At 69.2% G+C, this 14,182-nt stretch carries 13 protein-coding genes; 10 read left to right on the top strand and 3 right to left on the bottom strand.

Annotation, left to right across the window (positions count from 1 at the left end):
- Positions 1-11: 11 nt before the first annotated feature.
- A complete protein-coding gene (locus tag KY49_RS08855) occupies positions 12-1,589 on the bottom strand; it encodes a protein adenylyltransferase SelO (protein WP_042584217.1) in 1,578 nt (525 codons plus the stop codon).
- A 125-nt stretch (positions 1,590-1,714) separates the two neighbouring features.
- On the opposite strand from KY49_RS08855, the gene KY49_RS08850 reads away from it, so the two are divergent.
- From KY49_RS08850 to KY49_RS08830, 5 genes are all read left to right on the top strand, one after another.
- A complete protein-coding gene (locus tag KY49_RS08850) occupies positions 1,715-3,352 on the top strand; it encodes a 3-(methylthio)propionyl-CoA ligase (protein ID WP_042584216.1) in 1,638 nt (545 codons plus the stop codon).
- A 152-nt stretch (positions 3,353-3,504) separates the two neighbouring features.
- Positions 3,505-5,589 (top strand): 3-hydroxyacyl-CoA dehydrogenase NAD-binding domain-containing protein, encoded by a 2,085-nt coding sequence (locus tag KY49_RS08845; protein WP_042584215.1) that lies wholly within the window; start codon positions 3,505-3,507, stop codon positions 5,587-5,589.
- Positions 5,590-5,632: 43 nt separating this feature from the next.
- On the top strand, positions 5,633-6,265 hold the full coding sequence (gene pncA, locus KY49_RS08840; protein ID WP_042584214.1) for a bifunctional nicotinamidase/pyrazinamidase: 633 nt from the start codon (positions 5,633-5,635) through the stop codon (positions 6,263-6,265).
- Positions 6,266-6,312: 47 nt separating this feature from the next.
- Positions 6,313-7,491 carry an acetyl-CoA C-acyltransferase gene (locus KY49_RS08835; protein WP_042584213.1) on the top strand — a complete coding sequence of 393 codons (1,179 nt, stop codon included), beginning with the start codon at positions 6,313-6,315 and terminating at the stop codon, positions 7,489-7,491.
- 329 nt (positions 7,492-7,820) lie between these two features.
- Entirely contained in the window at positions 7,821-9,269 is a 1,449-nt protein-coding gene (locus KY49_RS08830) for a sensor domain-containing diguanylate cyclase (RefSeq protein ID WP_042584212.1), read from the top strand.
- A 42-nt stretch (positions 9,270-9,311) separates the two neighbouring features.
- Here KY49_RS08830 and KY49_RS08825 read toward each other — a convergent pair whose 3' ends face one another.
- The gene (locus tag KY49_RS08825; protein WP_042584211.1) at positions 9,312-9,710 is read right to left on the bottom strand and encodes a hypothetical protein; all 399 of its coding nucleotides are present in this window, start codon (positions 9,708-9,710) and stop codon (positions 9,312-9,314) included.
- A gap of 174 nt (positions 9,711-9,884) precedes the next feature.
- Between KY49_RS08825 and KY49_RS08820 the strand changes: the two genes are divergently transcribed.
- The 5 genes from KY49_RS08820 (at position 9,885) to KY49_RS08800 (ending at position 13,272) form a co-directional block, all read left to right on the top strand.
- The gene (locus tag KY49_RS08820) at positions 9,885-10,196 is read left to right on the top strand and encodes a Dabb family protein (protein ID WP_042584210.1); all 312 of its coding nucleotides are present in this window, start codon (positions 9,885-9,887) and stop codon (positions 10,194-10,196) included.
- A complete protein-coding gene (locus tag KY49_RS08815) occupies positions 10,196-10,675 on the top strand; it encodes a PaaI family thioesterase (RefSeq protein WP_042584634.1) in 480 nt (159 codons plus the stop codon). Before KY49_RS08820 ends, KY49_RS08815 begins: the two co-directional genes overlap by 1 nt.
- 94 nt (positions 10,676-10,769) lie before the next feature.
- Positions 10,770-11,768: an NADP-dependent oxidoreductase gene (locus tag KY49_RS08810; protein ID WP_042584209.1), complete on the top strand. Its 999-nt coding sequence runs from the start codon at positions 10,770-10,772 to the stop codon at positions 11,766-11,768.
- A gap of 64 nt (positions 11,769-11,832) precedes the next feature.
- Positions 11,833-12,792 (top strand): alpha/beta hydrolase, encoded by a 960-nt coding sequence (locus tag KY49_RS08805; RefSeq protein ID WP_042584208.1) that lies wholly within the window; start codon positions 11,833-11,835, stop codon positions 12,790-12,792.
- Positions 12,793-12,831: 39 nt separating this feature from the next.
- A complete protein-coding gene (locus KY49_RS08800; RefSeq protein WP_010092166.1) occupies positions 12,832-13,272 on the top strand; it encodes a GNAT family N-acetyltransferase in 441 nt (146 codons plus the stop codon).
- Between the two features lie 42 nt (positions 13,273-13,314).
- On the opposite strand, the gene KY49_RS08795 is transcribed toward KY49_RS08800, so the two are convergent.
- On the bottom strand, positions 13,315-14,160 hold the full coding sequence (locus KY49_RS08795; RefSeq protein ID WP_042584207.1) for an NRDE family protein: 846 nt from the start codon (positions 14,158-14,160) through the stop codon (positions 13,315-13,317).
- Positions 14,161-14,182 lie beyond the last annotated feature (22 nt).

Raw genomic sequence — 14,182 nt, 5'->3', positions numbered from 1 at the left:
GGACGCGGGCGTCACGACGAGCAGCTCACTTCGAGCGAGCCGGCCCAGTCGGGCGGAAGCGCCGCGTACGACGCGTATTCGGGCTGTTCGTCGAACGGCCGGCGCAGCACCTGCGCGAGCCGTTCGACTTCGGAAAAATCCTTTTCCTTCGCGTGCCGGATCGCGATCTCGGCCAGATGGTTGCGCAGCACGTACTTCGGATTCACGCGATTCATCGCGGCGGCGCGCGCCACATCGTCGCGTGCTTCCTCGGACAGGCGCGCGCGGTAGAGGTTCGCCCATGCGTCGAACGCGTCGCGGTCGATGAACAGGTCGCGCACCGGCGCATCGCGGCTCGCGTCGTGCTTCGACAGTTGCGACAGATGGCGGAACGTCAGCGTGAAGTCCGCATGGCTCGCGTGCATGACTTCGAGCAGCCGGTTCGCGAGCGCGGCGTCGCCGTCGCGTTCGACCTCGAGGCCGAGCTTCGCGCGCATCAGGCGTTCGAGCGCGGGTCCGAAGCGCTCCGGAAACTTCGCGAGCACGGCCTGCGCGTCCTCGACCGCGCGTTCGGCGCGCGCGTCGTCGTCGGCGATGTCGTGCTGTAGCCCGATCAGCGGCAGCAGCGCCTGCGCGAGGCAGTAGCAGTTCCAGTGCGCGATGCGCGGCTGCATCCGGTACGCGTAGCGGCCGTGCGTGTCGGAGTGGTTGCAGATGTGGTTCGCATCGAACGCGTCGACGAAGCCGAACGGGCCGTAGTCGATCGTCACGCCGAGGATCGACATGTTGTCGGTGTTCATCACGCCGTGGCAGAAGCCGACCGCCTGCCATTGCGCGACGAGGTCGGCGGTGCGCAGCGTCGCCGCTTCGAGCAGCGCGAGGTACGGATCGTCCGCGTCGCGGCAGGCCGGGTAGAAGCGCTCGATCACGTGATCGGCGAGCGTGCGCAGCAGGTCGGGGCGGTCGTTCGAGAAGAAGTGCTCGAAGTGGCCGAAACGCACGAAGCTTTCGGACACGCGCGTGACGACGGCCGACGTTTCGATTTCCTCGCGGACCACCGGCGCGTCGGAGCCGATCACGGTCAGCGCGCGCGTGGTCGGGATGCCGAGGTGATGCATCGCCTCGGAGCACAGGAACTCGCGGATCGACGAGCGCAGCACCGCGCGTCCGTCGCCCATTCGCGAGTACGGCGTGCGGCCGCTGCCCTTCAGCTGCAGCTCGTAGCGGCGGCCGTCCGTGCCGTCGAGCTCGCCGATGGTCAGCGCGCGGCCGTCGCCGAGCTGGCCGGCCCATACGCCGAACTGGTGGCCCGAATAGACCGACGCGTACGACATTGCCTCCGCGGGCCAGTCGCGGGTCGGATTGCCGGCGAACAGCGCGGCGAACTGCGGATGGCCGGCGAGCGTCGACGGCAGCCCGAGCAGCCGCGCGACTTCGTCGGAGAAGCCGACCACGTAGGGGGCGGGCAGCGGCGCGGCCGGCAGGCGCGTGTGAAATGCCGCGCCGAGCCGCACGAATGCGCCGTCGGCGGGCGCGCCGAGCGTGGCGGCAAGATCGGGGAGGTTGGGCAGGGTGTCAGCCGGATCGGCTGCGCTTCGGGAAAACGACATGTTGAGCGCCTCTGGTTTAGCCGATATTGTAAGGCGGCGCCGCGCCGCCCGCATGGCGGCGCGCCGGGCCGCGGCACCGGCCCGAGGCCGTACACCGATTCGCGTCCTTCCGGGAGAACAAGACGATGGGTAAGCCGTTGCTGGGCCAGATGATGGACATGCCGCTCCTGGTGTCCTCGTTGATCACGCATGCCGCGCGTCACGCGGGCGCGGTCGAGATCGTGTCGAAGCGGATCGAGGGCGACCTGCATCGCTACACGTATCGCGACTGCGAACGGCGCGCGAAGCAGCTCGCGCAGGCGCTCGCGCGGCTCGGCGTCGCAGCGGGCGAGCGCGTCGGCACGCTCGCATGGAACGGCTACCGGCATCTGGAGGCGTACTACGGGATCAGCGGCATGGGCGCCGTCTGCCACACGATCAATCCGCGCCTGTTTCCCGAGCAGATCGCCTATATCGTCAACCACGCGGAAGACCGCTACGTCTTCTTCGACATCAATTTCGCGCCGCTCGTCGACGCGCTCGCGCCGCAATGCCCGCACGTGCGGGGCTGGATCGCGATGACCGACACCGCGCACCTGCCTGCCGGCGCGACGCCGTTCCTGTGCTACGAGACGCTCGTCGAAGCGGAGGACGGCCGCTACGACTGGCCGCGCCTCGACGAGCAGCAGGCGTCGGGGCTCTGCTACACGTCGGGCACGACCGGCAACCCGAAGGGCGTGCTGTATTCGCATCGCTCGACCGTGCTGCACGCGTACGGCGCGGCGCTGCCCGACGCAATGAACCTGTCCGCGATGGACGCGGTGCTGCCCGTCGTGCCGATGTTCCATGTCAACGCATGGGGGCTGCCTTACTCGGTGCCGCTCACGGGCGGCAAGCTCGTGCTGCCCGGCAAGGACCTCGACGGCAAGTCGCTGTACACGTTGATGGAGGCCGAGCGCGTGACCTTCTCGGCGGGCGTGCCGACCGTGTGGCTCGGGCTGCTCGACTACATGCGCGAAGCGGGCGTGCGCTTCTCGACGCTCGAGCGCACCGTGATCGGCGGCTCCGCGTGCCCGCCGGCGATGCTGCGCACGTTCGAGGACGAGTACGACGTGCGCGTGATCCACGCGTGGGGCATGACCGAGATGTCGCCGCTCGGCACGCTCGCGAAGCTGACCTGGGCGCAGTCGCAGCGTCCGCTCGACGCGCAGCGCAAGGTGCTCGAGAAGCAGGGGCGCGTGATCTGCGGCGTCGACATGCGGATCGTCGGCGACGACGGCCGCGAGTTGCCGTGGGACGGCGTCGCGTTCGGCGAGCTGCAGGTGCGCGGGCCATGGGTGGTCGACCACTACTTCCGCAGCGACGCGTCGCCGCTCGCGGACGGCTGGTTCCCGACCGGCGACGTCGCGACGATCGATCCGGACGGCTTCCTGCAGATCACCGACCGCAGCAAGGACGTGATCAAGTCGGGCGGCGAGTGGATCAGCTCGATCGACATCGAGAACGTCGCGGTCGCGCATCCGGCGGTCGCCGAGGCCGCCTGCATCGCGTGCGCGCATCCGAAGTGGACCGAGCGGCCGCTGCTGGTCGTCGTCCTGCGGGATGGCGCCGACGTGAGCCGCGAGGAACTGCTCGCGTTCTATGACGGCAAGGTTGCGAAATGGTGGATTCCCGATGACGTCGTGTTCGTCGACGCGCTGCCGCATACCGCCACGGGCAAGCTGCAGAAGCTGAAGCTGCGCGAGATGTTCCGGGATTACACGCTGCCGACGGCGAGCTGCTAGCAGTTGTTCCTCCCCCGAATCGCGTTCAAATTCAAATTGAACGACCGTGCTTTTTCGTTGTATGCTGCCTCCGTTCGTCTTGGACAAGCGGCTGTTCACCCGCGCACAATGAAGCGCAGCCACCCCGGCGCGCGACGCATGGAGGCAGACAGATGGCAGTGGATTACTCGATTCGCGACGGCGTCGCCGTCATCACGCTCAACAATCCGCCCGTCAACGGGCTCGGTCTGTCGACCCGGCTCGGCATCATGGAAGGGCTCGATCGCGCCGCGCAGGATCCGGCGGTCGCCGCGATCGTGCTGACGGGCGCGGGCCGCGCCTTCTCGGGCGGCGCCGACATCACTGAATTCAATACCCCGAAGGCGCTGCAGGAGCCGACGCTGCACACCGTGATCCGCACGGTGGAAGCGAGCGCGAAGCCGGTCGTCGTCGCGATCCACAGCGTCGCAATGGGCGGCGGCCTCGAGCTCGCGCTCGGCGCGCATTACCGGATCGCGGCGCCCGGCGCGCAGATCGCGCTGCCGGAGGTCAAGCTCGGCCTGCTGCCGGGCGCGGGCGGCACGCAGCGCCTGCCGCGCGCGGTCGGGCTCGAGACCGCGCTGAACATGATCGTGTCGGGCGCGCCGGTGCCGTCCGAGCAGCTCGCGAAGAGCGGGCTGTTCGACGCGATGGCCGAGGGCGACCTGCTCGACGCGGCCGTCGCGTTCGCCCGCAAGGTCGGCGCGCAGGCGGGGCCGCATCCGCGCGTGCGTGATCGCAAGATCGTCCACGTGAACGCCGCGGGCTTCATCCAGTTCGCGCGCAACTCGGCGAAGGCCGCCGCGCCGAACTTCCCCGCGCCGCACAAGTGCATCGACGCGATCGAGGCGGGCGTGCTGCACGGCTTCGATCACGGTGTCATCGCGGAGCGCGACGGCTTCGTCGCGCTGATGATGACGCCGGAAAGCCGCGCGCTGCGGCATGCGTTCTTCGGCGAGCGCGCGGCGAGCAAGATTCCCGACGTGCCGGCCGACACGCCGGTGCGCGAGGTCCGCCGGGTCGCGGTGATCGGCGCGGGCACGATGGGCGGCGGCATCGCGATGAACTTCGTGAACGCGGGCCTGCCCGTCGTGCTGCTCGAAACGAAGCAGGACGTGCTCGAGCGCGGGCTCGCGACGATCCGCAAGAACTACGACGCGCAGGTGAAGAAGGGCAAGCTCACGCAGGAGAAGCTCGATGCGCGCATGGCGCTGATCACGCCGACGCTGTCCTACGCCGACCTGAAGGACGCCGACCTGATCATCGAGGCCGTGTTCGAGGAGCTCGGCGTGAAGGAGCAGGTGTTCCGCCAGCTCGACGAAGCCGCGAAGCCGGGCGCGATCCTCGCGTCGAACACGTCGACGCTCGACGTGAACAGGATCGCCGCGTTCACGAAGCGGCCGCAGGACGTCGTCGGCATGCACTTCTTCAGCCCGGCGAACGTGATGAAGCTGCTCGAGGTCGTGCGCGGCGAGGCGACCGCGAAGGACGTGCTCGCGACGGTGATGGCGATCGCGAAGAAGATCCGCAAGACCGCGGTGGTGTCGGGCGTGTGCGACGGCTTCATCGGCAACCGGATGATCGAGCAGTACATCCGCCAGGCGCTGTTCCTGCTCGAGGAAGGCGCGCTGCCCGCGCAGGTCGACCGCGCGATCGAGAAGTTCGGCTTCGCGATGGGCCCGTTCCGGATGAGCGACCTCGCCGGCAACGACATCGGCTGGGCGATCCGCAAGCGCCGCTACGTCGAGAAGCCGGACCTCCACTACTCGAAGATCGCCGATCGCCTGTGCGAGCAGGGCCGCTTCGGCCAGAAGACCGGCGCGGGCTGGTACGACTACGCGCCGGGCGAGCGCAAGGCGAAGCCGTCGGCGCTCGTCGACGAGATGATCGTCGCGTATTCGCAGGAGCGCGGCGTCGAGCGGCGCAAGATCGGCGACGACGAGATCGTCGAGCGGCTCGTGTTCGCGCTCGTCAACGAAGGCGCGAAGATTCTCGAGGAGAAGATCGCGTCGAAGGCGTCCGACATCGACATGGTGTACCTGACCGGCTACGGCTTCCCGCTGTGGCGCGGCGGCCCGATGCTGTATGCGGACACGGTCGGCCTCTACAAGGTCGAGCGGGCGATCCGCCGCTATGCGGCCGCCGCGAACGGCGACGCGTGGCAGCTCGCGCCGTCGATCGCCGAACTCGCGCAGGCCGGACGCGGCTTCAACGGCTGACGGCGCTGCCGTGCTGCCGCGCGGCGCCTTTGGGAGAAACGCGATGAAACACACCGACGACATTCTGCTCGTGATCGACGTGCAATACGACTTCATGCCCGGCGGCGCGCTCGCGGTGCCGGACGGCGATGCGGTCGTGCCGGTCATCAATGCGCTCGCCGCGCGTTTCGACCAGGTGGTGCTGACGCAGGACTGGCATCCGCGCGACCACGTGTCGTTCGCGGCGAACCATCCGGGGCGCGAGCCGTTCTCGACGCTCGCGCTGCCGTACGGCGAGCAGGTGCTGTGGCCCGTGCACTGCGTGCAGGGCACCGACGGCGCGGCGCTGCATCGCGACCTCGACGTTCCGCACGCGCGCCTCGTGATCCGTAAGGGCGGCGACGCGCAGGTCGACAGCTATTCGGCTTTCGTCGAAGCCGATCGCACGACGCGCACGGGCCTCGCCGGCTACCTGCGCGAACTCGGCGCGAAGCGCGTGTGGTGCTGCGGGCTCGCGACCGACTATTGCGTCGCGTGGTCGGCGCTCGACGCGCGGGCGGCGGGCTTCGACGCAGCGGTGATCGACGACGCATGCCGCGCGATCGACCTGAACGGGTCGCTCGCGAACGCATGGCAACAGCTGCAGGCGGCGGGCGTGACGCGGGTCACGTCGGCCGGCGCGCGCCCGGCGGCGTAGCGCATTCACTCATTCATCCAGGAAGCAGGAACAGGAAGGAGACTCGCATGACCGAAGCCGTAATCGTATCGACTGCGCGCACGCCGCTGGCGAAATCGTGGCGTGGGGCCTTCAACATGACGCACGGCGCGACGCTCGGCGGCCACGTGGTTTCCGCCGCGCTCGAACGCACCGGGCTCGACCCCGCGCGCGTCGAGGACGTGATCATGGGCTGTGCGAACCCGGAAGGCGCGACGGGCGCCAATATCGCGCGCCAGATCGCGCTGCGCGCGGGGCTGCCGGTGAGCGTGCCGGGCATGACGGTGAACCGCTTCTGCTCGTCCGGGCTGCAGACGATCGCGCTTGCCGCGCAGCGGATCATCGCGGGCGAAGGCGATGTATACGTGGCGGGCGGCGTCGAGTCGATCTCGTGCGTGCAGAACGAAATGAACCGGCACATGGTGCACGAGGGCTGGCTGCTCGAACACAAGCCGGAGATCTACTGGAACATGCTTCAGACCGCCGAGAACGTCGCGAAGCGCTACGGGATCTCGAAGGAGCGGCAGGACGAATACGGCGTGCAGTCGCAGCTGAGGGCGGCGGCCGCGCAGGCGGCGGGGCGCTTCGATGCCGAGATCGTGCCGATCACCGTGCGCGCCGGCATTGCCGACAAGGCGACCGGACGGCTCTTCACGAAGGACGTGACGGTGTCGGCCGACGAAGGCATCCGGCCGGACACGACGCTCGACGGCGTGTCGAAGATCCGCTCGGCCGTGCCGGGCGGCGTGATCACCGCCGGCAACGCGAGCCAGTTTTCCGACGGCGCGTCCGCGTGCGTGGTGATGAGCGCCGACATCGCCCAGAAGGAAGGCCTGCGGCCGCTCGGCGTGTTCCGCGGCTTCGCGGTCGCCGGCTGTGAGCCGGACGAGATGGGCATCGGCCCGGTGTTCGCGGTGCCGAAGCTGCTGAAGCAGGCCGGGCTGAAGGTCGAGGACATCGGCCTGTGGGAGCTCAACGAGGCGTTCGCGGTGCAGGTGCTGTATTGCCGCGACACGCTCGGCATTCCCGAGGACCGGCTCAACGTGAACGGCGGCGCGATCGCGGTCGGGCATCCGTACGGCGTGTCGGGCGCGCGCCTGACCGGCCACGCGCTGATCGAAGGCAAGCGGCGCGGCGTGAAATATGCGGTCGTGACGATGTGCATCGGCGGCGGGCAGGGCGCGGCCGGCCTGTTCGAAATCGTCTGACCATGGCGCGGCCGGCGTGCGTCGTTCGCACGCCGACTGCACAGCCGCCCGGGGGAGCCTCGACCCACCTGCGGCAATGAGTCCGATCCGCGCGATCCGATACGGATGCGAATCAATCCGCGTGGCTGCACCGATGCCGTTTCCCCTTACTTGTCAAACGATTCGCCCCACCTATACTAGCCTCTGACATTTGCCTTTCGGTATTAGGGGCCGGATAGCGCGTCGCGCGGACGGTCGCCGCGCATGCCCCGTAAGCGGGGGGCGGGCGGTGTGTCGTGGTCCGGCGTCTTTCGTATTCGAACAACGCAGCGGATCGATCGGGGGCCGAATTGAGCACGACATACACCGCAAGCGAGCCGCCGCGCGCCGTCAGCGCCGTCGCGAAAATCTACGCGAAGTGCCTGCTGATCGGGTTCGCGCTGCTGCCGGCCTATCTCATCGCATACCTGTGGTTCTTCGGCGATCCGCACCTGACGTTCGAGAGCCACGCGTTCCATGAACTCGCGATTGCCGCGGCGACGCTCGAGGGCGCCTTCGTCACGTACGTGACGTGGGTGTGCTACCGCTCGTCCGGCGAACCGCTGCTGCGCTGGCTGACGCTCGGCTTTCTCGGCTTCGCGATGATCTATGCGCTGCACGGCCTCTTCACCGGGATGGCGCATTACAACATCTGGCTGTTCCTGTTGTACGGGCCGGCGTCGCGGCTCGTGATGGCGATCCTGCTGCTGACCGGCCTGATGTCGTATTCGCGGCCGTCCGATCGCGTTGACCGGCGCACGAGCCTGCGCACCTGGCTGCCGTGGGTCGTGTTCTTCGTCGCCGTCGATGCAGCGGTTGCGTATATCGCGTATTCGCCTGTCGCCGGCGCGCTCGGCACCCGCCTGTCGATGGAGGGCGGCGCGATGGTGTTCTCGATGCTCAACGTCGGCGTGCTGCTCGCGCGTCGCATCCGCTCGCCGCTGATGGCGATCTACGGGATGTCGATCACGGCGTTCGCGCTGTCGTCGCTCGCGTTCATTCTCGGCAAGCCGTGGAACCACATGTGGTGGCTCGCGCATGCGATCTTCGCGGGCGGGTTCTTCCTGCTGAGCTACGGCGTCGTGCAGGCGCTGCAGACCACGCGTTCTTTTTCGGCGATCTACAGCCAGGAAGACCTGATGAGCCGGCTGTCGGAATCGATGTCGCGCACCGAGAGCGCGTTGCAGGAACTGCGGCGCACCAACCAGAAACTCGAATACCTGGCCGCGACCGACCCGCTGACGGGCGCGTCGAACCGCCGCCAGTTCATCGGCCTCGTCGAACGCGAGATCCAGCGCGCGGAACGCGACGGCACGCCGTTCTCGCTGCTCGCGTTCGATCTCGACAACTTCAAGAACATCAACGACGCGTACGGGCACCAGATCGGCGACGAGGTGCTGCGCGGCGTCGTGCGGCAATGCATCGAGGCGATTCGGCCGGGGAGCGGGACCGCGCGGGGCGGTGGCGACGAGTTCGTGGTCCGGCCGGCGGGCGGGATTGCGCGGGTCGGCGGCGAGGAGTTCATGGCGCTGTTGCCGGAGATGCCGCTCGAGGGCGCGCGGATGACGGCCGAGCGCCTGCGCTCGTCGATCGCGAGTGCGCCGTTCGGGCTCGATTTCAAGCGGGTGCAGGTGACGGTCAGCGTCGGCGTCGCGCAGTACGGGATCGACGGCAGCACGGTCGACGCGCTGCTGCGCGCGGTGGACGAGCGGCTGTATCAGGCGAAGCGCGAAGGGCGCAATCGCGTCGTCGCGCATTGACGGCGATTGGGCCGGGTCACGTGATGGCGCGATGCGAAAGCGTCAACCGCCCGCATCGACGATCAGCTCCGGGTTCAGTGCGCGAATCCGCTGATCGATGAAGTAGCCGCCGCCCTCCTGGTAGCGCAGGTACACGCGCCCGCATGGCCGGCACCGGCAGACGTTGCTGCGGTTGTACGGGAAATGACGCGCGGCGATCGGCGCATCCGCCGACCAGTAGCGCGTTCCGGCCGGATGATATTCGTCGAAGGTCGGTTCGTCGGTCTCGTCCGGCGCCACGAGCGTTCCGACCGCTTCCAGTTGATCCTCCGGCAGCGACAGCGGCAGGCTCGTCCATCCGTCCAGCGGCGTTTTCGTGCACGTGCACGACGACGACACGGCGGCCGATTGGCGGGCCAGTTCCAGCAGCGCGGCGTGCGCGAGATAGGGCGGGCGATTCATGGCGTGCGTTTCGTATAGCGGGGACAAGCCGGCAGTGTAGCCAACCGGCGCGGAAGATGCAGGCTCGCGCCTGCCCGTCCATCCGGCTGGCGAGCCGGGTGGGGCAGGATTCCCGGTCGACGAGGTTTGGGCCACAATGGTAAACCATCACGACCTGAAACTGGAGCGAACGAAGTGATCCGACATATCGTCATGTGGAAACTGAAGGAAACCGCGGAAGGCGCGACGCGCGCGCAGAACGCGCTCAGGCTGAAGGAGAAGCTCGAAGCGTGCCGTGACATCGTGCCGGGCGTCCTTCATCTCGAAGTCGGTCTCGCGACGCCGGGCCTCGAAGCGACCTACGACGTCGTGCTGGTGTCCGACTTCGTCGACCAGGCGGCGCTCGATGCGTACCAGGTGCATCCGGTGCACGAGGAAGTGAAGAAATTCGTCGGCGCGGTGCGCGAAGCGCGCCAGTGCATCGACTACCTCGTCGACGCGGCATGATGAGCGGCGCGGCACGGCACGCGGGCGGCCCGCAGATCGAGAGCCCGTTCGTCGACATGCTCGGCGTGCAGCTCGTGTCCGCGAAGGACGGCAACAGCGAGATCCTGTTGCCGCTCGACGAACGGCACATGAACACGTGGAGCATCGCGCACGGCGGCGTGACGATGACGCTCGCGGACGTCGCGCTCGCGATGGCCGCGCGCAGCCTGACCGACGACGGCGTCGGCGTCGTCACGGTCGAGATGAAGGTGAACTTCATGCAGCCGGGGCGTGGCGAGTTGCGCGCATACGGGCGCGTGATGCACCGCTCGACGACGATGGCGTACTGCGAAGGCGAGGTGCGCGACAGCGAAGGGCACTTCGTCGCGAAGGCGCTCGGCACGTTCAAGTACATGAAGCGGCTCGCGGTGGGCCGCGACATCCGCCGGCAACGCAACCGCACCGCGCCGGACGCGCACCCCGGCCCGAGCGACGCGTAAGCGCGGCGACGTGCGGCCCTGCCTGTCCGGCAGGGCCGTTTTTTCTTGCGGCGCGCATCCCGCGCGGCCGCGAGGCATGGGACTGGAGGCAGCGATGAGCATCGTCAATCGTCAGATCCTGCTCGTGTCGCGTCCGCAGGGCGCGGCGAGCGTCGACAACTTCCGGCTCGTCGAGACCCCGCTCGCGCCGCTCGCCAACGGCGAAGTGCGGGTGCGCAATCACTTCCTGTCGCTCGATCCGTACATGCGCGGCCGCATGAACGACGCGAAGTCGTATGCGCCGCCGCAGCCGCTGAACGAAGTGATGATCGGCGGCACCGCGGGCGAGGTGATCGAGTCGCGGCACCCCGGGTTCGCGGTCGGCGATCGCGTGGTCGGCACGCTCGGCTGGCAGGAATACGGCACGTCGAACGGCCACGGGCTGCGCAAGGTCGACACGTCGCGCGTGCCGCTGTCGGCGAGCCTCGGCGTGACCGGGATGCCGGGCGTCACCGCGTGGTACGGGCTGAACCGGATCATCGTGCCGAAGGCCGGCGAAACGGTCGTCGTGAGCGCGGCGAGCGGCGCGGTCGGCAGCGTCGTCGGGCAGCTCGCGAAGCGCGCCGGGTGCCGCGCGGTCGGCATCGCGGGCGGTCCGGACAAGTGCCGCTACGTCGTCGAGGCGCTCGGCTTCGACGCGTGCGTCGACTACAAGGCAGGCCGGCTCGTCGACGACCTCGCGGCCGCGACGCCCGACGGCGTCGACGGGTGCTTCGAGAACGTCGGCGGCGCGGTGCTCGACGCGACGATGGCGCGGATGAATGCGTTCGGCCGCATCGCCGTGTGCGGGATGATCGCCGCGTACGACGGCGCGAGCGCGCCGTTGGCGGCGCCGGCGCTGATCCTGCGCTCGCGGCTGAAAATGCAGGGCTTCATCGTGTTCGAGCATCCGGACGCGTGGCCGCCCGCGCTCGCGGAGCTGACCGAGCTCGTCGCGTCGAAACACCTGCATTACCGCGAGTCGATCGCATACGGGCTCGAGCGCGCGCCCGAAGCGTTCCTCGGGATGCTGAAAGGCCGCAACTTCGGCAAGCAGCTCGTGCAGCTCGTATGACGCGGGCGTGGCATGATACGGCGCTTGTCGACCGTTCCCGCGCCGTTCCCGCGCCCGCTTGCCGATGCCGCTGAATCCGAAGATCGCCCAGATACTCGACATGGTCGAGCGGGCCAGACGTCCGTCCTATCATCATCAGACGCCGCAGCAGGCGCGCGCGGCTTACGAGAAGAGCGCGCCGATCCTCGACGTCGCGCCGGCGCCGATGCACTCGGTCGAGGACTGCGTCGTGCCGACGCGCGATGGCCGTTCGATCGGCGCGCGCCTGTACCTGCCGGTCGCGCCGAGCCTCGCGGAGCCGCTGCCGGCGCTCGTGTACTACCACGGCGGCGGCTTCACGGTCGGCAGCATCGACACGCATGACGCGCTGTGCCGGATGTTCGCGCGCGACGCGCAATGCGCGGTGCTGTCGGTCGGCTACCGGCTCGCGCCGGAGCACAAGTTTCCGACCGCGGCGAACGATGCGGACGACGCGCTGCGCTGGCTGCATCGCGAGGCGGGCGCGTTCGGCATCGACGCGGCGCGGCTCGCGGTCGGCGGCGACAGCGCGGGCGGCACGCTCGCGACCGTCTGCGCGGTGCTCGCGCGCGACGCGGGCATCCGGCTCGCGCTGCAGCTGCTGATCTATCCCGGCGTGACCGGCCACCAGCAGACCGATTCGCATGCGCGGCTCGCGAACGGCTATCTGCTGTCGCAGGACACGATCCAGTGGTTCTTCTCGCAATACGTGCGCGATCCGTCCGATCGCGACGACTGGCGTTTCGCGCCGCTCGACGGCACGCGCGGCGCGCCGTCGTTCGCGGGCGTCGCGCCGGCGTGGATCGCGACCGCCGAATACGATCCGCTGAGCGACGAGGGCGTCGCGTATGCGGACAAGCTGCGCGCGGCCGGCAATGCGGTCACGCTGACCTGCTACGCGGGGATGATTCACGAATTCTTCAAGATGGGCGGCTACGTGCCCGAAGTGCTCGCCGCGCATGCGGATGCGGTCGCGGCGCTGAAGGCGGCATTCGACGACGATTGACGACCTTTGACGGCGGCGCGGCCGCGCGGAGGATGCGCAATGACGAACTGCGAGGTGGAGACGGGCGACTGGACGACGCTGGGCGGCGACGCCGCGCGCATTCGCGACGCAGTGTTCGTGCGCGAGCAGCGCATTCCGCCGGAGTGGGAGCTCGACGACGACGATCCGCTGTCGCGCCATGCCGTCGCGTACCGGATCGACGCGGCGACGGGCGCGCGCCGCGCGATCGCGACCGGGCGGCTGCTGCCGTCGGGCACGATCGGCCGCGTCTCGGTGCTGGCCGACGCGCGCGGGCAGGGCGCCGGCTCGGCGGTGCTGCAGGCGCTGCTGGACGAGGCGCGGCGCCGCGGCGAGCCTGCCGTGCGGCTCTATGCGCAGGAGACGGCCGTGCCGTTCTATGTGCGGCATGGCTTCTCGACGATCGGTGAGTGGTTCGTCGAGGCCGGCGTGCGGCACGTCGAGATGACGCGCGCGCCGTGAGCGTCGCGGCGGCGTCAGCCGACGCGACGACCGTCGCGCGCGTCAACGCGCCTGCGTCGCGTCGATGTCGAACGTGAACGCGCGTTCGAACGCGCCGGGACGGACGATGCGGTGCGAGCCGTCGTCGTCGCAGCGTTCCTTGATTTCCACCGTCAGCCGCACGCCTTCCTTCATCGTGACCCGCAGCGCGGTGGTGCCGCGCGTGCCGTATTCGGGCGTCTCGATGAACGCGGCGGACAGCGCGCGCTCGCGCTCGAGCGGGATGCCCGTGTGCGGCAGCGCGTCGTCCGCGGCGATGTGCGGGTCGCGCATCAGCGCGATCAGGTCGTCGAGCGGGGGTGTCGGGTCGTCGGTCAGCAGCGTGCCGAGTTCGGCGCGCTTGCGCACCACTTTCGGCCAGGGCGTGTCGAGCCGCCCATTCGACAGCGCATGCACGCCGGCCGGCACGAGAACGGGCGCGTCGACGCCGGCCGCGTCTTCCGCCGCGCGGTTGCAGAACCACGCGAGCTCGCGCCGCTTCCAGTCGCCGACCAGCAGGTTGAAGCCGTTGTACACCGCGGCATGCTCGGCGAGCCGCGCGAGGTAGTCGAGCGGCGCGACCGGCTGCCCGCCGAGGTAATCGGACACGAGCTTGCCGCGGGTCGGCGCGCCCGCGCGGATGTCGAACGGCGCGCGATAGTTCGTGAGCGCCGCGAAGCGGCCGTCGCGCGACACGCCGAGCCACGTGCCGCCCGCTTCGAGATCGCGGCCGGCCAGCAGGCCGGGCACATCCTCCCACCATGACAGCGGCGCACTGGTGCGACGGAAGAACTCGTCGCGGTTGGCGGCCAGGGTGAATACGGGACCGGCGGCGGCATCGGGCTGCCAGTCGAAGGCAATCAGACACATCGGGCAAATCTCTCGCTTCGAA

The sequence above is a fragment of the Burkholderia sp. MSHR3999 genome (assembly GCF_000833595.1).
In the GTDB taxonomy this organism is placed as follows: domain Bacteria; phylum Pseudomonadota; class Gammaproteobacteria; order Burkholderiales; family Burkholderiaceae; genus Burkholderia; species Burkholderia ubonensis.
This window is presented reverse-complemented; position numbering and strand designations above follow the sequence as displayed.

Bases quoted from the DNA above. Each gene is read 5' to 3' on its own strand.
- KY49_RS08815 (WP_042584634.1), top strand. From the start codon at position 10,196: ATGAGCGGCGCGGCACGGCACGCGGGCGGCCCGCAGATCGAGAGCCCG.
- KY49_RS08795 (WP_042584207.1), bottom strand. From the start codon at position 14,160: ATGTGTCTGATTGCCTTCGACTGGCAGCCCGATGCCGCCGCCGGTCCC.
- KY49_RS08810 (WP_042584209.1), top strand. From the start codon at position 10,770: ATGAGCATCGTCAATCGTCAGATCCTGCTCGTGTCGCGTCCGCAGGGC.
- KY49_RS08845 (WP_042584215.1), top strand. From the start codon at position 3,505: ATGGCAGTGGATTACTCGATTCGCGACGGCGTCGCCGTCATCACGCTC.
- KY49_RS08805 (WP_042584208.1), top strand. From the start codon at position 11,833: ATGCCGCTGAATCCGAAGATCGCCCAGATACTCGACATGGTCGAGCGG.
- KY49_RS08855 (WP_042584217.1), bottom strand. From the start codon at position 1,589: ATGTCGTTTTCCCGAAGCGCAGCCGATCCGGCTGACACCCTGCCCAAC.
- KY49_RS08835 (WP_042584213.1), top strand. From the start codon at position 6,313: ATGACCGAAGCCGTAATCGTATCGACTGCGCGCACGCCGCTGGCGAAA.
- KY49_RS08825 (WP_042584211.1), bottom strand. From the start codon at position 9,710: ATGAATCGCCCGCCCTATCTCGCGCACGCCGCGCTGCTGGAACTGGCC.
- KY49_RS08850 (WP_042584216.1), top strand. From the start codon at position 1,715: ATGGGTAAGCCGTTGCTGGGCCAGATGATGGACATGCCGCTCCTGGTG.
- pncA (WP_042584214.1), top strand. From the start codon at position 5,633: ATGAAACACACCGACGACATTCTGCTCGTGATCGACGTGCAATACGAC.
- KY49_RS08800 (WP_010092166.1), top strand. From the start codon at position 12,832: ATGACGAACTGCGAGGTGGAGACGGGCGACTGGACGACGCTGGGCGGC.